This window comes from Anoxybacteroides rupiense, assembly GCF_014196195.1.
Lineage (GTDB): Bacteria > Bacillota > Bacilli > Bacillales > Anoxybacillaceae > Anoxybacteroides > Anoxybacteroides rupiense.
The window spans coordinates 70,815-88,530 of the sequence record NZ_JACIDF010000010.1 but is presented as its reverse complement, the minus strand read 5'-3'; the positions used below and the strand labels follow the sequence as shown (position 1 = coordinate 88,530).

Here is a 17,716-nt window from a genome sequence, read left to right as displayed (position 1 = left end):
AACACATCAATTTTATATGCTTTTCATCTTTGCTCAGTAGCTGTGCTGTCGTAACTGCAAACATGACAGCCGCTTTTTTTTTTTGCACGAAATATGATAACAGATCTCCTGATTTTTTCAGCGCGAAAAAACAAGCTCAAATACGTTTTCTATTTTGAAATTTCTAGTAAAACTCACGTAGATATTCCTTGACTATTTTCAGAAAAAACTTTATATTTATTACAAAAGTAAATATAAAGAACAAATGTAAAGGGAGAGTGTAAAAATGAGCAATCATGCACTTCCAGCATTTATAACAGATGAAAAATTAGTTGAATTGTATAAACAAATGTGGCTCATTCGATATTTTGATGAGAAGGTGGACCAATTTTTTGCTAAGGGGATGATTCATGGAACGACACACCTTTGCGTCGGACAAGAAGCGACGGCAGCTGGATCCATTGCGGTTTTGCAAGAGAAAGATAAAATTACGAGCACGCATCGAGGCCACGGTCATTGCATTGCGAAAGGGGCATCCGTCGATAAAATGATGGCCGAACTGTTTGGCAAAGTGACCGGATACTGTAAAGGAAAAGGCGGCTCTATGCACATTGCCGACGTGGAAAAAGGAAACCTTGGCGCAAACGGAATTGTCGGCGGCGGCATCCCGTTGGCCGTCGGCGCGGCATTAACTTCCAGGATGAAAAACGAAGGCTATGTTGTCTTGTGCTTTTTCGGAGATGGTGCAGCCAATGAAGGAAGCTTCCATGAATCCCTAAACCTTGCTTCCATTTGGGATCTTCCCGTTGTGTTCATATGCGAGAACAATCAATATGGAATGAGCGGGTCTGTCAAAGATATGTTCAATATTGAACATATCGCCGATCGGGCACAGGCTTACGGCATTCCCGGCAAGGTCATCGACGGAAATGACATGCTGGAAGTGATGAATGCCGTTTATGAAGCGGTTGAATATGCCAGATCAGGAAAGGGGCCTGTACTGATTGAAGCCAAAACCTATCGATGGAAGGGCCACTCCAAAAGCGACGCCAAAAAATATCGCACTCGCGAAGAAGAACAAGAATGGAGAAAAAAAGATCCGATCAAAAGATTCAAAGAGTACTTGATGGAAAAAGGAGTATTAACAGAAGAAAAGGCCGAACAGCTGCGCGAAGAAGCGTTCCGGGAAATTGAAGACGCTGTCGCGTTTGCGGAAAAAAGTCCAGAACCGTCGCTCGATACATTGTTGGAAGACGTTTATGCGTAAAGGGGGAGAAAAGCGATGCGAGAGATCACGTATTTAGAAGCCGTTCGCGAAGCGATGAGTCAGGAAATGAGAAAAAATCAAGATGTTTATTTATTAGGAGAGGATATCGGGGTTTACGGCGGCGCATTTGGTGTCACGCGAGGAATGATTGAAGAATTTGGACCGGAACGTGTGAGAAATACGCCGATTTCGGAAGCAGCTATTGCCGGTGCGGCCGTCGGATCAGCGTTGACAGGGATGCGGCCGATTTTGGAGCTGCAATTTTCCGATTTTATCACGATCGCGATGGATCAGCTTGTGAACCAAGCGGCCAAACTCCGATACATGTACGGAGGAAAAGGGAAGGTTCCGATGGTGGTAAGAACTCCTGCTGGATCAGGTACAGGCGCAGCTGCCCAACATTCCCAAAGCCTAGAAGCATGGATGGCTCATATTCCCGGGCTAAAGGTCGTACAGCCGTCAACCGCTTATGATGCCAAAGGATTGTTGAAGGCGGCGATTGATGATGATAATCCCGTGATTTTCTACGAACATAAGCTCCTTTACAAAATGAAAAGCCACGTTCCAGAAGAACCATACTCGATTCCATTAGGAAAAGCAGACATGAAACGGGAAGGAAAGGACGTAACCATTGTTGCCACAGCGATGATGGTGCATAAGGCATTAGAAGCGGCAAAAGAGCTTGAAAAGGAAGGGATTGACGTCGAAATTGTCGATCCGAGAACACTTGTCCCGCTTGATGAAGAGACGATCGTCGAATCGGTGAAAAAGACAGGACGAGTGGTCGTTGTCCACGAAGCGGTCAAACGTGGAGGATATGGCGGTGAAATCGCAAGCATCATTGCAGAGAGCGAGGCTTTCGATTATCTCGACGCCCCTATTAAACGGCTTGGCGGGCTGCCTGTTCCGATTCCTTATAACCCGAATTTAGAAAAAGCGGCTGTCCCGCAAGTACCAGATATTATCAAAGCCGTAAAAGAAACGGTCCAATTTAAATAAAAAGGGGGGAAGAACCGATGGCCAAAGAAATTTTTATGCCGAAGCTGAGCAGTACGATGGAAGTCGGCACACTCCTTCAATGGTTGAAAGAAGAAGGTGAACCTGTTGATATCGGCGAACCGCTCTTTGAAATTATGACCGATAAAATCAATATCGAAGTGGAGGCCTATGACAGAGGAATCCTGTTGAAAAAATATTTCCAAGCCGATGATCAAGTCCCGGTCAATCAAGTGATTGGCTATATCGGCGAACGAGGGGAGGCTGTTCCTGAAGAGCCGCCGATTTTATCAGAAGGAGCAACCGAACCATCTGGTCAAAAGACGGAACCGTCTGCAATAAGCGAGGACGCTGTCGAAGGGAAAAGCAATGAGAATGGAAAGGTACGAGCCACACCTGCCGCCAGACGCTTAGCCAAAGAAGCGCAAGCGGATCTACAAAGCATTTTAGGAAGCGGGCCCAAAGGCCGCATCCACCTGAAAGATGTGCAGCAATATTTAGAAACGGAAAAGGAACAGCCAAAAGCATCGCCGCTGGCAAGAAAAATGGCCGAACGTGAGAATATCGATTGGAAGACGCTTCAAGGATCAGGAGCAGGCGGCAAGGTGATGAGCCGGGATGTGATCCATGCTGTTCCAGCTCAAGCGTCAGGACAAAAGCAGGAGCAGCATGAAGTCCGGAAGAAGCTATCTGGATTGCGGAAAGTGGTGGCCGACCGCATGGTACAAAGCGCCTTTACCGCTCCCCACGTTACATTAACCAGCGATGTGGATATGACAAAAGCGATCGAAATGAGAATAGCCCTCCTTCCGACTGTCGAAACACAAACAGGATTTCGTTTAACGTATACGGACATTCTCATCAAAGCGGTTGGTACGGCTTTATCACGCTTCCCTGAAGTAAACGTCCATTTGGAGCATGATGAAATCATTTATAAAAAGAATGTCAATGTTGGAGTAGCCGTTGCGGTCCAAGACGGTTTAATAGTGCCGGTCATTAAACAAGTGGAACAGAAAGGGCTGGCGGCCATTTGCGCGGAAGCAAAAGATTTAAGCAAGCGCGCGAGGGAACAAAAACTCCGGCCCGATGAGCTGGAAGGCTCTACTTTTACGATTAGCAATTTAGGCATGTATCCGATTGATGCATTCACGCCGATTATTAATCAGCCGGAAATCGCGATTTTAGGCGTAGGCAGAACCCAAGAAAAACCTGTGGTTGTCAATGGGGAAATCGCCATCCGCCCAATCATGACCGTCAGCTTGTCTTTTGATCACCGCGTCATCGATGGCGCGCCCGCGGCGGAATTTTTAGCTGAAGTCAAACGCATTCTCGAAAACCCGTATGAAATGATTTTATAAGGAGGAGGTTCCATTTGGCACAATCGTATGATATCGCGGTCATCGGCGGCGGTCCGGGAGGCTATATGGCGGCTCTTCATGCTGCTCGTCTTGGAAAAAAAGTCATGCTGGTGGAAAAGGAGTTTTTAGGCGGCACCTGTTTAAATAGAGGCTGCATTCCTTCTAAAACATGGTTGAAAAACGCTGAAATTATAGAATCCATTGAGTTGTCCAAAGAATGGGGCATTCAAACGGGCAACCTCACGATTTCCTTAGACAAGATGAAAAAGCGGAAAGATGACGTCATCTCCCGTCTCCGACAAGGGATTGCGCTTTTGTTAAGACAAGGAAAAATTGACGTATATCAGGCAGAAGGCTTTTTAGAAGAAGGAAATACGGTTCAATTGATTGCAGATCAAAAAGAGGAACGTGTTCAAGCGGATAAAATCATTGTGGCGACCGGCTCATCTCCCTCCATTCCTCCGATCGCCGGGCTAAACGATGTTTCTTTTTATACAAGCGATACCATTTTTGAAATCGACAACATCCCAAGCTCCCTCACCATTATTGGCGGCGGCGTGATTGGCGTGGAGCTGGCGACGGTTTTTTCTCGTTTTAAAACACGAGTGACCATTATTGAAATGGCTGGACGGATGATCCCGACCGAAGATGCGGACGCCTCCAAAGCGCTTGCTCAATCGCTGCAAAAAAAAGGAGTACGAATGTTAACAAATGCGAAAGTGACACGTGTGCAAAAAAATGGAGACAAAATCATGACGGAATGTCTCAATGAAAAAGGCGAATCCGTGTTGGTCGAAGGAGAGGCGCTTTTAGTAAGCGTTGGCAGGAAGCCTAATTTATCTGCGGTTCAGGGGTTAAAACTGGAGCAAAACGGACCTTTTATTCAAGTAAATGAAAAAATGGAAACGAGCGCTTCCAACATTTATGCTGTCGGCGATGTCATAGGGGGATACCAGCTGGCGCATGCAGCCTATATGGAAGGGATCGTTGCTGCTTCGAACGCAGCGGGATACGAGCGGAAAATGGACAATCAAGTGGTTCCGCGCTGTATTTTCACACTTCCGGAAGTGGCCAGCGTCGGATGGACGGAAGAAGAGGCGAAACGGAAAGGGCTTGCGGTGAAGACAGAAACATTCGATCTTGCCGGAAATGGGAAAGCGTTGATTTCCGGCAACACATCAGGATTTGTCAAAATCGTCTATGACATGAAATATGGAGAAATCATCGGCGTCACCATGGTCGGCCCTCACGTAACGGAAATGATTTCCGAAGCGTCTTCTTTCATATTTCTAGAAGGCACGGTCGAAGAAATGGCCCGTATGATTCACCCGCATCCAACGATTTCTGAATCGTTTTTTGACATCGCAAAAAACATTATAGATAAAAGTAAAAAATAATAGTGTGGTGTAAAAAGGGATTATTTACAATTGTTCTATGGATCGAACAAAATGTAAATAAGCTCTTATTTTTTGCTTTTAAAAAAGTAAATGGAACATAAAAGCTTTTTATTCATCTGATGATATGTTTATTATAGAATTATGTAAGTAATCAGATAGATCAAATGACATCGCAAGTGTTGATAATCCATTATTTTATGAAAAATGTGGAATGATTGAGCTAGGAATCAAGCAATGTCAACGGGTTTTTTATGGGTCATCAACACACCTGAAATGGTATGAAAAAAGAAGAGGTGAGGAAATGTTAGAGTGGGAAGAAAGAAGGCAGCTTGTTAAAGTGGCTACATTGTATTATATGGAAGGGTGGACGCAAGAACAAATCGCGAAAAAAATAGGAGTGTCAAGACCGATTATTTCCAAAATGCTGCAGCGTGCGAAAGAAGTAGGAATCGTAGAAATATTTATTAAAGATGAAAGTGCCCATACCGTTGAATTGGAGCAAAAATTGGAGAAGCATTACGGATTGAAGGATGCGGTTGTCGTACCGACAGTAGGATTGACACCTGATATGGTGAAGCGGGCTGTAGCGCGTGCGGGCGCTTATTATCTCTCTAAAAATTTAAAGTCGGTGAAAAGGTTAGGGATTTCGTGGGGAACGACGCTTGCAGAACTAGTGAAAGAATTTCCGTATATTCGCAAAGAAGAGTTAAAAATTATTCCGCTTGAAGGAGGGATGGGAAGAAAATTCGTTGAAATTCATGCGAACCAGCTTGCCCACGAATTGGCTAAAAAAATGAGCTGTACCTGTCTTTATTTATATGCTCCAGCCATTGTTGAGACAGAAGAATTAAGGGAAAGATTGTTATCCATGCCAGATATCGAAGCCGTGCTTGAAGAAGGTCGGAATATCGATGTTGCCATCATTGGAATCGGCAATCCGCATAAATCCTCCACCTTGCGTAAGCTAGGTTACTTGAAGGATGATGATCTGCACTATTTGCGTAAGCTGGGTGTCGTGGGTGATATCGGATTTCGATTTTTTGATGAATCTGGTAATGTCATTATCAATTCATTCACCAATAAAATGATTGGCGTTTCCTTAAGCGAATTAAAAAAGGTGAACCGAGTGATAGCGGTTGTTGAAGGAATTCATAAACTTGAAAGTATAAAAGGAGCACTGAACGGAGGCTTCATCAATGTTTTAATTATTGATGAGCAGACTGCTGCAGCGATTGTTGAAAATTGGTGAAAAATTTCATGGAAAACCATTTTTACTTGGGTCCATTCATTAATATACATTTACAAAAAAACCTTCATAAAGTAGAGATGTGACCAAACGATTGAGGAGGTTCATGTATCAGGCTGCAGCTTACTAATGATTCACCAAGTTTTTACAGATAGAAGGACCGAGACTCTATTACTCAACATGGATGATGAGGTATCACAACCGTATCATCGATGAAGGAATGGCCGGAACGCTAACGGGGGCTTCATCCGCTCAGTTTTTATCCGAAGCATTGGGCGACAATGAGCCAAAATCTGTGGGATGAAACCATTCTTCTGTAGGAAAAGGCAATAGGGGATGTTCCGTTGTCTCAATGGTCAAGCCTAAATAAAGACCTTCTTGAGCGCTGATACGCTTGATCTCATGATCGAAGGAGGCGGCTTCCATTGCTCGCATATGGTTCATTCGTTCGTCTGAGACATCTACCTGTTGGCTCATGGTTCATATGATGAAACAAGCCTTTCCATTAGTGTTTCGGCTTTACGACAAAGCTTTTAGGTGATTATGGTGTATTATGGAAAACGATCGTACGTAGCAGCTTGCTTAAAAAGAGTTGTCATCTCCATGTTCAAGAGCGATCGCCTATTTCTATTCAAAAGGCATCAAAAATTTGGCGATCAGACTGGCATTCTGTCGTGAGGAAAAGAGCTATTGCCCTTATGAAATTTATGATAGCGAAGCGAAACAAGCGAGTCCTATTGATATCAGCAAAAAGCTGTTCGATGTAACAGATGCAACCAACATACGAATCTATCGTTTTTTTTACATTTCAACCGTGAATTTGGTTTTATGTATTGACACGAGAAAGCGATTACAAATATAATTAAAACAAAATTAACTAAATAGAACAAATGTAAAAAGTCAGAATTATCATTTTTTGCGCGATTGTGTTTCAACCTAACTAGGGGGAAGGTTCATGAATTCGATTGAAAAAATCATTCACGAAAATTGTGTGTTGTTAAATGTCGAAGCGTATGATCAACATGACATTCTTTCTCAACTCTCGGATGCTTTATATAAACAAGGTTTTGTTAAGGATACCTTTAAGCATGCTGTTTTAGAAAGGGAAGCCGAATTTCCGACTGGATTGCCATTAGTTTCAATCGGTGTTGCCATTCCGCACACAGATGCTTACCATGTTGCTCGAACGGGCATAGGAGTTGCCATCTTAAAGAAACCTGTAGAGTTCTCTGTAATGGGAAGTCCTGATGATAAAGTACATGTATCTATTATTTTGATGCTTGCGATGAACGATGGCAAAAAACAAATCGAACTCCTGCAACGTTTAATGGAATTTTTTCAAAAAGAAGAAAAATTGCTTGTTTTAAAAGACATGAAAAACGAGAAAGAAATCGCTGCCTATTTAGAAACTGAAATATTTTGAAAATAGAAAATATTGATGATTAAGGGAGGAATAAAAATGAAAAAGGTGCTTGTCATTTGTGGAACTGGAGTTGCAACATCAACAATGGTGATCAATAAGCTAAAGGAATTTTTTGCAGAAAAACAAATCGATGTTCAGCTTTATCAATCAAAAGTTTCGGATATTTTATCAACCGGAAATGATTATGATGTCATCATATCGACAACCGTTGTTCCGCCAAGCATTAAAACAAAGGTTGTTAATGCCGTTCCTTTACTAACAGGAATAGGAAAGGAAAAGGTATTTAACGATATATTAGAAGCATTAAAATAATCAATGAGGGGATGGGAGTATATGGATTTCATCCAAAAGATTGTTGATTTAGGCCCTACAGTCGTATTGCCTGTCATCATTTTTTTATTCGGTCTTGTTTTAAAAATGAAACCGGGGCGTGCCTTTCGGGCAGGTTTAACCGTCGGAATTGGCTTTATCGGTGTGAATTTAATTATCGGCTTGCTCGTGGATAATTTAGGACCTGCCGCAAAAGATATGGTTGAAAGGCTAGGGATTGATTTAAGTATTATTGACGTGGGTTGGCCAGCTACTTCGGCCATTGCCTTCGGATCAACTGTAGGTGCCTTGGCAATCCCTATCGGATTAATTGTCAATTTCATTTTACTCATTGTAGGCTTGACAAAAACGCTGAATATTGATTTGTGGAATTTATGGCATATTGCCTTCACAGGTGCGCTCGTCAGCATTATGACCGACAGCTTTGCGATGGGAATTGTAACCGCCTCTGTACATGCCATTGTCCTCTTAGTCCTTGCTGATATGTCACAAAAACATGTAGAGAAATTTTATGGCTATCCAAACATTTCTTTTCCCCATGGAACGTCTACACCGTATATTTTGTTTGCTTGGCCTTTAGAAAAGCTCTTCAACATGATTCCCGGGTTTAAAAATTTAAAAGCTGATCCTGAATCGATTCAAAAAAGATTAGGAATTTTAGGTGAATCGACAGTATTAGGGCTGATATTAGGTCTTATTATCGGTATTTTAGCAGGATGGAATGCAAAAGAAGTGTTGAATTTAGGAGTATCGACTGCAGCTGTTATGCTTCTTTTACCGCGGATGGTCTCCATTTTAATGGAGGGACTTGCGCCCGTTTCAGAATCTGCCAGCGAATTTGTAAAATCAAAATTTCCTGGCCGCGAAGTATTCATAGGGATGGACAGTGCTTTGGCAGTAGGACATCCAGCAGCAATCGCCTCATCTTTGATCATGGTGCCGATTGTCTTATTACTAGCCATTATTGTACCTGGCAACAAAGTATTGCCATTCGGTGACTTGGCAACGATCCCATTCATTGTCAGTATGATGGTTCCGATTTTCCGGGGAAATGTTATTCGAACCGTGGTAGCAAGCACGATTGCATTAGGGTTTGGTTTATTGCTAGCAACCTATATTTCCCCTCTTTTCACACAAGCAGCCAAAAATGTAGGTTTTTCTTTCCCAGAAGGAACGAACTCCATATCCTCGCTTGTTGACGGGGCGGTTCCAACGACTGCGATCTTCTTATTCGGGGCAAAGTTAGGGTACATTGGCTTGATGATCATTGCATTAATTGCTCTAGCAACCGCTTATTACATCAATAAAAGGCCCAATAAAACAAACGAATCATAAATGGGGTTCATCCTTTGCTTCTTACAGCAAACGAAAACATGCAGCTTCAACTTCCAAACGATTCAGTTTCGAAGTTGAAGTTTTTTTGCGGAATGTTTTGGCGGTTTCTGTGTTGCTGCTTAATTAAAAAACCATCAGCATAGAACGTTTTGCAACAGCTTATCAAAAAGCAGTTACATATGATAACAAATGAATGGATAGCGAAGGAACCTATAAGCAGACGGACAATGGATTGAAAGACATATGTGCTGAACGGATGATGTGGGGTGGAAAAACTTTCTGTACCCCATTTCAAAAGTGACAGTGAGCAACATTCTTGGGGGGAAGTTATTTTTTTATGCCTTTTATCAGTAAACCCTCTGTAATCCACTCTCTCAATTTAATATTGGTTTCTTTTCAAATGATTGTAGCCTCATCCGCCGAGAACTCTCCCGCCTCTTAACGGGGTGAAGGTGAGGAAGCTGCAATAAATAGATGTTCTGCATGTAAGCGCTCATTTTCTCTTCTAGAGATCACCTTTTCTTCTTCATCAAAAAGGCTATTGATTCCGAATGTATGTTGATGGAGCAGTCGATCTCGTTTTTTATCGCGTTCTTCGGACATTTGTTGGTTCATGTGTTCCAAACGTTTTTTTATGAAAATGGAGAAGGCTTCCTGTCATGGTCTTCAAACCATTTGCTTAATCTGTACTTTTTTAGTACGATTGTATTAAAAAGGAGAAACAGATGAATTGGATCGCATGGTTCATTATTGCCTGTGAAATCGGATTTTGGGTATTCATTATTGCCGGCCTATTTGCAAGATATGTTTTTAAGCAACAAAAGCTAGGAATCTATCTATTAGCGATGTCACCTATCGTCGATCTCGTTTTACTTATCGCTACGAGTTTTGATTTATATCGTGGAGCAACAGCCACCATTGCCCACGGTTTGGCTGCCGTATACATTGGCGTTTCGATCGCTTTCGGAAAAAGCATGGTACGCTGGGCGGATGAGCGATTTCAATATTACGTGGCAAAAACAGGGCCAAAACCAGTGAAGCGTTACGGTCTCGACTATGCAAAGCATTATTTTAAAGGCTGGATTCGGCATGTTTTATCTTATATGATCGGTTGTGGTATGATAGGAATGATTGATTGGTTGATTGACGATATCGAACGAACGGCTGCCCTCGTTCAAATTGCAAAAGTTTGGACAATTGTGCTCATCGTCGATTTTCTCATCTCGATCTCCTATTTTATCTTTCCAAGAAAAAAGCCTGAAGAAGGATAAATCGTGAATAGGAAAGGATATGGTCCATATGCATTCTATGTTATCCAAAGCCATCCAAACGTATTTCGATACAAGCGAAATCGTTACATGGAAACAAGTTTATGGCGGAGATATCAATGAATCTTTTTACATTCGGACAGCTTCCGGCTCCTATTTCATAAAAATTCAAGCAGCGCCGCCTCCACGCTTTTTCCATTCTGAAAAAAGCGGATTAGATACGATTCGCTTAACGAAGACGATTTCCGTTCCAAACGTGTTTCACGTGTATGAAGATGGCGAGGTTGGCTGTTTAATTTTAGAATGGATATCCGGGAAGAAAACTGAACAAGCCGCCGAAAAACTAGGGGCTCTTCTCGCCCTCATGCATAACTATACAGGGGAAAAATTTGGTTTTGCGAACAATGGTTACATTGGAAAGCTGCCGCAACCGAATCAATGGTTTGATTCATGGATCGACTATTATCGAACATGCAGGCTGCAACCTCAAATTCGTCTTGCTGAAGAAAAGGGATTGTTACCCCTTTCCATTTTCAAAAAGTTAAATAAGCTGATGCAAGAGTTAGAGCAATGGATACCAGAAAAACCAAAAGCCTCTTTGCTTCATGGAGATTTATGGAGCGGAAATTGGATGGCGGGGGAAAATGGCGAACCGTATCTCATCGATCCTTCTGTTTTTTATGGACATGATGAATTTGAGCTCGCCTTTACCGAATTATTTGGCGGGTTTCCAGCCGGCTTTTATCATGCTTATCAAGAAGTAAATCCTTTATCCAAAGATTATGAAGATCGTAAAGAACTTTATCAATTATTTTATCTGCTTGTTCATCTCAATTTGTTTGGAAAAAGCTATGTAAATGCGGTAGAAAGAATCGTTAACCGTTATGTTTAACCGTGTTCACCTAACAACATTTCGTCAACGATTTCATTCTACCTTTCTTATTTATTGCTTAACCGTATGTTGATACCCATTCAGCAGCCTGCCGGACTTCTTGCCATGTAAGCTGATGGGCCGGTGTTCATCCAATGAATGGTTACCTTGGCCTTTGCCTTCTAGTTCCTCCGTTTCTGACCGGAGGCAGAGCGGATCATTCACACCCGCGGCAATAAATACGGACGTACCGGTTAAATCAGGAAGTTTGTTTCCTCTTCTTGGCATCATTGGATGATGCAGCAAGACCCCTTTTAAAGTCCCTTTAAAATGAAACAATAAACTTCCTGCTATATTAGCTCCGTTGGAATATCCAAATGCCACGATATTTCCGCGGTTCAATTGATAGTTTGCCTCTGCTTCATCTAAAAAGTCGTTTCGTTCTTTCGTCCGCTTAATCAAATCGGCCTCATCAAAAACTCCTTCCGCCAAGCGCTTAAAAAATCGCGGCATTCCGTTTTCTAAAACATTTCCTCGAACACTGAGTATGTTCGCTTGTGGATCGATATGCTCAGCTAATGGCAGGAGAGCTTGTTCGTTAATTAAGATATCTCAAATTCAGAGTAATATTGACGGATTATTCCCTATTTGTCAAATTGTTTTGTAAGCTACATCTTAATCATTTGAAACCAGAGGCTCATTTCCTTTATAGTAAACATAGAAATCATCAATATATGGGAGGAATTCGATCGATGGAATATCGGATAGAAAGAGACACAATGGGTGAAGTGAAAGTTCCAGCGGATAAATGGTGGGGAGCCCAAACACAAAGAAGTAAGAATAATTTTAAAATTGGAACAGAAAAAATGCCAATCGAATTAATTCGCGCTTTCGCCGTGCTAAAGAGAAGTGCCGCCATCGTTAATGAAAAACTAGGAAAACTAAGCAAACCTAGAAAAGAGGCGATCGTTTTTGCTTGCGATGAAATTTTAGCTGGGAAATTAGATGACCATTTTCCGCTTGTCGTTTGGCAAACCGGTAGTGGAACGCAGTCGAATATGAACGTGAATGAAGTGGTAGCGAATCGCGGAAATGCCTGGTTAAAAGAACAAGGAATGGATGAAAAGATTCATCCGAATGACCATGTCAACATGAGTCAAAGCTCAAACGATACCTTTCCGACAGCCATGCATATTGCGAGTGTCCTTGCGATCAAAGACACTTTGCTTCCGGCATTAGAGCGCTTACATACAACGTTCGTTGCGAAAGAAAAAGAGTTTCAACATATTGTAAAAATCGGTCGTACTCATCTCCAAGATGCCACCCCGCTTACACTCGGGCAAGAAATTAGCGGCTGGGCATATATGCTGCAGCGTTCCAAAGAGATGATTATGGAATCTACTGAAAAGATGAAAGCCTTGGCGGTTGGGGGAACGGCTGTAGGAACAGGAATTAATGCTCATCCAAAGTTTGGCGAGATGGTTGCCGAAGAGATTTCGGCTTATACAAAAGAAACGTTCACTTCGTCAATCAATAAGTTCCATGCTTTAACAAGCCATGATGAAATCACCTATGCCCACGGTGCTTTAAAAGCTTTAGCTGCCGATTTAATGAAAATCGCAAATGACGTTCGTTGGTTGGCGAGCGGCCCTCGTTGCGGAATCGGGGAAATTATCATCCCTGAAAACGAACCGGGCAGCTCGATCATGCCTGGAAAAGTAAACCCTACACAAAGTGAAGCACTCACCATGGTAGCGGTTCAAGTGATGGGAAATGATGCGGCGATTGGTTTTGCCGCAAGTCAAGGGAATTTTGAATTAAATGTTTTTAAACCGGTCATTGCTTATAATTTCTTGCAATCTGTCCGTCTGTTAGCCGATGCGATGGATTCCTTTAATACGAATTGCGCCGTCGGCATTAAACCAAACGAAAAAGTGATACAAGAATACTTGAATCAGTCTTTAATGTTAGTAACAGCCTTGAATCCTCACATTGGCTATGAAAATGCGGCGAAAATTGCCAAACATGCTCATAAACATAACTTGTCCCTTAAACAAGCGGCCATTGAATTAGGAGTGCTAACGGAAGAACAATTCGATCAATATGTTCGTCCTGAAGAGATGATTCATCCAAAAGCGTGATCAAAAAGTAGCTTTCTAACGTCTTAAAAGTCCAAGCCTCACTTATTTTATCGCGTTCGCGCCAATTTAACTTATGAAAGCTCGCTCATGGTCTTTTTAGGCCATGAGCAAGCTAAAAAACTCAATCAACTTATTGCTTTTATTTTCCATAATAAAAGTCGCTCCATTTATCCATGCTTAGAATGGCGATCAGCTAATATAAAATGATCACCATATCCCCAAAAAACAAAACAGAATGATTCCAGCTTTTGTTGCAACGCTCGGATAGGGTTCAAAATTTTGCATAGTAAATCGCTGAAGTTATAAATGATGTTTTTTTAAACGGATACTCGATTGTGAAAGGATCTCTTTAAGTGGTGAATAAAGTTGAACAGCAATCCAGTATCCGATAAAAAAGCCGATTCCATTTAGCATGACATCATCAATATCTACTTTTCTTCCAGTCCCTTGAAAAATGTTTTCAATTAATTGAATCAATTCGATTAAAATAGAAATGGAAATGGAGGAAATAAATGCTGTTTTCACGCTTTTAAGCCGATCCCAGAGGACTGTCAAGTAAAAGGACAATGGGAAAAGCAGCAAAGTGTTTCCCACAATGTTTGTAACTAAAGACATATAATAGCCGTGTTTGATAGCGAATATGGCCATATCGATTAACGAAGCGAAGGGAATTATATTAATATTATGAGCGATCGGTTGACTTGTATCTATTGCTTTCGGATCAATATAAATAGGGAAAAAGAGTAAGAACATAACGTACAGACAGTAGTTCACAAAAATATATTTGCCAATATGCTAAAAAAATTAAACTCCTTTTTTCTTCTGACCATAAATGCCTGAACGACTACAAATAAAATGGTAGCTAGAATAAAATATATAGGTTTAATAGTAATCATAAACTCTTTCCTTTCAAGATAAATCAAGAGGGGGGGTCAGGCAGCTAATCCAGTTATGCATAATCAACCCCATCGTCTGATTTAAATAGATAGTGCAGCAAAAGTAGAAAGCGGAACAAATACTAGCCCAGCAACTGCAGAAACCATTTTTTAATATCGCTATTTTCTTTCCTCTAGGTACTGTATAGGTATTTTTATTTCTATATAAATTTTATACTATAAAAAAGAAATATATTGTATATATTTTTGTTCAATTTTACTTTATAGTAATATTTTTCATATTGGTTTAGGCGGTATCTTTACATGTCCTTCGATATTTGTAAACGAGCGTGGAGGAAGCTTTCCCCTCTGATGATCAACCTTTTCGATGTCAGCATTTCGGTGATTGAAGAGCTGCAGGAGGAATTCGTTCATTGGCTTTCCTAATCTAAAACATGCCTTACGTTACCATAAGATAAAGACAATTTTCAAAATCATCTATCACTAGGTGGTTAAAGCACCGTCCCGCTATTGAAAAAATAATGGGACGAATCGTCCCATTGTTTTTGGCAGTCATCCTATACTAGGGGTGATCGCGCTTTTGGGATAGAGATGAGGAAGACAAGATACAAAAGAGAACAGCCTCTCCATATGGTGAAAAAAAATGGAGGAGGGGCGGTAACTGCCTCCACCGTTGCCGCCTGTTTAGCACCGAATGTGATTCTTTTTCTTTCGCTATTGGTTATGTCAATCATTAGGCTATGGAAGTTTCCTTTTTCTTTTGGTCTAGCCAAATGCTTGACACAAAATTTTATACATCATCAGGGAAGCTATACAAAAATGAACGAATTATAAAAATATCCAATAACAGAAAGTCGGTTTTGATTCATCTAGATGAACACTTGCACCAACAGTTAAAAGACCTAACATTCGAGAATAACTGCGATGTGCCAGAATACATTGAACGCCTGTTAGAAGAATTATGCACCAATAATAAACATACAAAAAAGGGGAATCAAAAATCTGAATCCCTAATTTATTGAAAGAAATAAAAAATAATTAAACAAGAGGTGGTTTTACGTACTTTTTTAACGAACCGCATAAATCAAACTATGAATATTTAGTATCCGAAGTGTATCCACACGCACGGAACGATAAGGAATACCATGTTGTCGCTTATATATTAGCACTTCCAGACATTTATAATCGTTGCATTAGTGACAGCTTTTTAAAAACTTATCCTTTTCTATGGACAGTGAAATATAAAGATACCTCATATTTTGAAACAGATGAGGAAACAGGGCAAGAGTATCAAGTAATCGACTGTGAAGTAGAAGTGGATGAAGAAGGGAAGGAAATTCGGAGCGAAGCATACTACCAACTTTCTAGCGGTTACCGTAAATTGGTTGATCTTGCAACGAATTTATTTAATAGACATAACGACTTCAATCTTATGGATGCACTAGAAACATGGGATGACGCTTTATTCAAGGTGTTCTTACAGGTAGTGTTAATCCGTAAAGGGAATAGAGAAATTAATGGGCTTGCAATACATATAGAGTAGGAAAATCAATAGATAACTTTTTTAAAAAGGTGTACCGTACACTTTTCGAACAGAAGGGAAAAGGATGAAAGTGACCATTAGCGGAATATAGAGAAGAAAAGTAAAGTGAGGCGAGTAAAATGGAGTCGGCTTGGTTTCATGGTCAATTGGTTAATATTTGCTATGAATTTCATCGACTCAGTACCAATGGACTCGATAAGAAACAAATCATTCAACAGTTAAATCACGATTATCGCCTATTTTCTAAAAAAGAAGCGTTTACTTGTGTTTGTTGCGGGAAACCGGTTGAAATGGTTCTCCCGCTCGATCGCAGTGTTCACTTTCGTCATAAAGACGGCAGTGAATGTTCCTATAGCGAGAATTACCGCAAATACAAGAAACAAAAAGAAAAATACGAGAATATCAAGAGACATGAACTGGGGAAGACCATCCTACGAACACTCCTAGAAGGACAGTTAAAGCCTTATGGCATCACTGTTCAAGACAGCTAAGCTACCACTATAAAGGGACGTTATCATTTATACTGGATTTTATCTTAACCTTTCCTAATCAAGAAAAAATATGGGCAATTGACTATTTCACTGGCTTTAAAGGGAGCAAAGGCTATGCTACTCACATTGCTAAACGTAAGGAAACGTATCAGTCACAGGGAATCAGACCATTTTTCCTTGTAGATGAAGTGTGGTTAGCTTTTAATCCAAAGGTTTCAGCTTATACTACATTTGTAGAATCAGAGTTACACATCATAGAAAAGCGGCCGCAAGATATCGATTGGAACTTATTTTTGTTAGATTTAGATCCTCATTTACTCGACCTGTTATTACAACAACCAAGTAAATATGAACCGTTTGACACGCGAAGCATTGTGTATGTGAATCCAGAGGATCGAACCTGTAAAATTTTACGTTTTTTGATGACGAATCAAAGACATGCTTTTGTATTAACCACTCCTTTGGAGATTAGCTTAGAACAGGCATTAAGTATTACACCCGATATGGAAACGTTTCAACTGTATTCTCACGAGGAAAATAAACAAATGGTCCTTCTTAAAGAGGAATTATTAGCTAAATACTATCAAATATTAGCGGAAGAAGAACGGTTGCAAGAGGCGATATACGAACATATTCAAACCATGGAAGAAAGAATAAAAGAGTGGGGACAAGCATCGACCAACAATAAAATTAGAAGCCAGGAAGAAATGGATGAGGACTTATCAAGGCGATTTAAAGCTCTTAATAGCTCTTATATGAAGAGAAAAGCAGAGTTGCTCATCCAATCCGCTCGACAACATATTCTTCAACACCATACGGTGAATACGTATCCCGAACCATCCGACATGACAACGGAGGAAAAGGTCGCAATGAAAAAACGAGAAGAGCAAAAAGAAAAAATTCTAAACTATAAGATAGCCGGAGAAACGTATATTAACGGGAATCCCCGAAAATGGAAAGAAATCGTTTTGTATAAATTTAATGCTGTTTATCGACATGAAATGACCTTGCCGCAGCTGCTTGATTATTTAAAAAAGAACAATGTAACATTTAATCAAAGCGAAAAATTAGTGATATACCCGATCAGAGAGTTTCTCCTCTACATTGCTAAAGAAGTAGGGAAAGACTTAAATGTTTAATCAAACACAGCCAAACCCTATTAGGGGCTGACCCAA

At 40.8% G+C, this 17,716-nt stretch carries 14 protein-coding genes and 2 pseudogenes; 14 read left to right on the top strand and 2 right to left on the bottom strand.

Annotation, left to right across the window (positions count from 1 at the left end):
* Nucleotides 1–265: 265 nt before the first annotated feature.
* From pdhA to GGQ95_RS14935, 10 genes are all read left to right on the top strand, one after another.
* Nucleotides 266–1,246: a pyruvate dehydrogenase (acetyl-transferring) E1 component subunit alpha gene (gene pdhA / locus GGQ95_RS14980; protein ID WP_044741667.1), complete on the top strand. Its 981-nt coding sequence runs from the start codon at nucleotides 266–268 to the stop codon at nucleotides 1,244–1,246.
* A gap of 15 nt (nucleotides 1,247–1,261) precedes the next feature.
* Nucleotides 1,262–2,245 (top strand): alpha-ketoacid dehydrogenase subunit beta, encoded by a 984-nt coding sequence (locus GGQ95_RS14975; protein ID WP_044741668.1) that lies wholly within the window; start codon nucleotides 1,262–1,264, stop codon nucleotides 2,243–2,245.
* Nucleotides 2,246–2,262: 17 nt separating this feature from the next.
* Nucleotides 2,263–3,600 carry a dihydrolipoamide acetyltransferase family protein gene (locus tag GGQ95_RS14970; protein ID WP_183187073.1) on the top strand — a complete coding sequence of 446 codons (1,338 nt, stop codon included), beginning with the start codon at nucleotides 2,263–2,265 and terminating at the stop codon, nucleotides 3,598–3,600.
* Nucleotides 3,601–3,614: 14 nt separating this feature from the next.
* Nucleotides 3,615–4,997 (top strand): dihydrolipoyl dehydrogenase, encoded by a 1,383-nt coding sequence (gene lpdA / locus GGQ95_RS14965; RefSeq protein ID WP_183187072.1) that lies wholly within the window; start codon nucleotides 3,615–3,617, stop codon nucleotides 4,995–4,997.
* A 301-nt stretch (nucleotides 4,998–5,298) separates the two neighbouring features.
* Nucleotides 5,299–6,246: a sugar-binding transcriptional regulator gene (locus tag GGQ95_RS14960; RefSeq protein ID WP_183187071.1), complete on the top strand. Its 948-nt coding sequence runs from the start codon at nucleotides 5,299–5,301 to the stop codon at nucleotides 6,244–6,246.
* Between the two features lie 952 nt (nucleotides 6,247–7,198).
* The gene (locus GGQ95_RS14955) at nucleotides 7,199–7,666 is read left to right on the top strand and encodes a PTS sugar transporter subunit IIA (protein ID WP_044741672.1); all 468 of its coding nucleotides are present in this window, start codon (nucleotides 7,199–7,201) and stop codon (nucleotides 7,664–7,666) included.
* Nucleotides 7,667–7,702: 36 nt separating this feature from the next.
* Complete coding sequence (locus GGQ95_RS14950) at nucleotides 7,703–7,978, top strand: PTS sugar transporter subunit IIB (RefSeq protein WP_044741673.1); 276 nt, start codon at nucleotides 7,703–7,705, stop codon at nucleotides 7,976–7,978.
* A 21-nt stretch (nucleotides 7,979–7,999) separates the two neighbouring features.
* Complete coding sequence (locus GGQ95_RS14945) at nucleotides 8,000–9,331, top strand: PTS galactitol transporter subunit IIC (protein ID WP_183187070.1); 1,332 nt, start codon at nucleotides 8,000–8,002, stop codon at nucleotides 9,329–9,331.
* Between the two features lie 725 nt (nucleotides 9,332–10,056).
* Nucleotides 10,057–10,602, top strand: a complete 546-nt coding sequence (locus GGQ95_RS14940; RefSeq protein WP_080860752.1) for a hypothetical protein — start codon at nucleotides 10,057–10,059, stop codon at nucleotides 10,600–10,602.
* 19 nt (nucleotides 10,603–10,621) lie between these two features.
* Nucleotides 10,622–11,491: a fructosamine kinase family protein gene (locus GGQ95_RS14935; RefSeq protein WP_183187069.1), complete on the top strand. Its 870-nt coding sequence runs from the start codon at nucleotides 10,622–10,624 to the stop codon at nucleotides 11,489–11,491.
* Between the two features lie 58 nt (nucleotides 11,492–11,549).
* Here the strand turns inward: GGQ95_RS14935 and GGQ95_RS14930 are convergent.
* Nucleotides 11,550–12,070, bottom strand: a pseudogene (locus tag GGQ95_RS14930) (alpha/beta hydrolase); the annotation flags it as partial.
* Nucleotides 12,071–12,222: 152 nt separating this feature from the next.
* Here GGQ95_RS14930 and fumC point away from each other — a divergent pair.
* The gene (fumC, locus tag GGQ95_RS14925) at nucleotides 12,223–13,611 is read left to right on the top strand and encodes a class II fumarate hydratase (RefSeq protein WP_183187068.1); all 1,389 of its coding nucleotides are present in this window, start codon (nucleotides 12,223–12,225) and stop codon (nucleotides 13,609–13,611) included.
* Nucleotides 13,612–13,911: 300 nt separating this feature from the next.
* Here fumC and GGQ95_RS14920 read toward each other — a convergent pair whose 3' ends face one another.
* Nucleotides 13,912–14,385: a VanZ family protein gene (locus GGQ95_RS14920; protein ID WP_183187067.1), complete on the bottom strand. Its 474-nt coding sequence runs from the start codon at nucleotides 14,383–14,385 to the stop codon at nucleotides 13,912–13,914.
* A gap of 1,191 nt (nucleotides 14,386–15,576) precedes the next feature.
* Here GGQ95_RS14920 and GGQ95_RS14915 point away from each other — a divergent pair.
* The 3 genes and pseudogenes from GGQ95_RS14915 to GGQ95_RS14905 all read left to right on the top strand — a co-directional run.
* A pseudogene (locus tag GGQ95_RS14915) lies at nucleotides 15,577–16,050 on the top strand (DUF2538 family protein); the annotation flags it as partial.
* Between the two features lie 119 nt (nucleotides 16,051–16,169).
* Nucleotides 16,170–16,541, top strand: a complete 372-nt coding sequence (locus GGQ95_RS14910; protein ID WP_183187065.1) for a competence protein CoiA family protein — start codon at nucleotides 16,170–16,172, stop codon at nucleotides 16,539–16,541.
* A 293-nt stretch (nucleotides 16,542–16,834) separates the two neighbouring features.
* The gene (locus GGQ95_RS14905) at nucleotides 16,835–17,680 is read left to right on the top strand and encodes a hypothetical protein (RefSeq protein WP_183187064.1); all 846 of its coding nucleotides are present in this window, start codon (nucleotides 16,835–16,837) and stop codon (nucleotides 17,678–17,680) included.
* The last annotated feature ends 36 nt before the right edge of the window (nucleotides 17,681–17,716 follow it).

Coding starts and splice junctions, on each gene's coding strand:
- pdhA (WP_044741667.1), top strand. CDS start 266: ATGAGCAATCATGCACTTCCAGCATTTATAACAGATGAAAAATTAGTT.
- GGQ95_RS14975 (WP_044741668.1), top strand. CDS start 1,262: ATGCGAGAGATCACGTATTTAGAAGCCGTTCGCGAAGCGATGAGTCAG.
- GGQ95_RS14970 (WP_183187073.1), top strand. CDS start 2,263: ATGGCCAAAGAAATTTTTATGCCGAAGCTGAGCAGTACGATGGAAGTC.
- GGQ95_RS14960 (WP_183187071.1), top strand. CDS start 5,299: ATGTTAGAGTGGGAAGAAAGAAGGCAGCTTGTTAAAGTGGCTACATTG.
- GGQ95_RS14955 (WP_044741672.1), top strand. CDS start 7,199: ATGAATTCGATTGAAAAAATCATTCACGAAAATTGTGTGTTGTTAAAT.
- GGQ95_RS14950 (WP_044741673.1), top strand. CDS start 7,703: ATGAAAAAGGTGCTTGTCATTTGTGGAACTGGAGTTGCAACATCAACA.
- GGQ95_RS14945 (WP_183187070.1), top strand. CDS start 8,000: ATGGATTTCATCCAAAAGATTGTTGATTTAGGCCCTACAGTCGTATTG.
- GGQ95_RS14940 (WP_080860752.1), top strand. CDS start 10,057: ATGAATTGGATCGCATGGTTCATTATTGCCTGTGAAATCGGATTTTGG.
- GGQ95_RS14935 (WP_183187069.1), top strand. CDS start 10,622: ATGGTCCATATGCATTCTATGTTATCCAAAGCCATCCAAACGTATTTC.
- fumC (WP_183187068.1), top strand. CDS start 12,223: ATGGAATATCGGATAGAAAGAGACACAATGGGTGAAGTGAAAGTTCCA.
- GGQ95_RS14910 (WP_183187065.1), top strand. CDS start 16,170: ATGGAGTCGGCTTGGTTTCATGGTCAATTGGTTAATATTTGCTATGAA.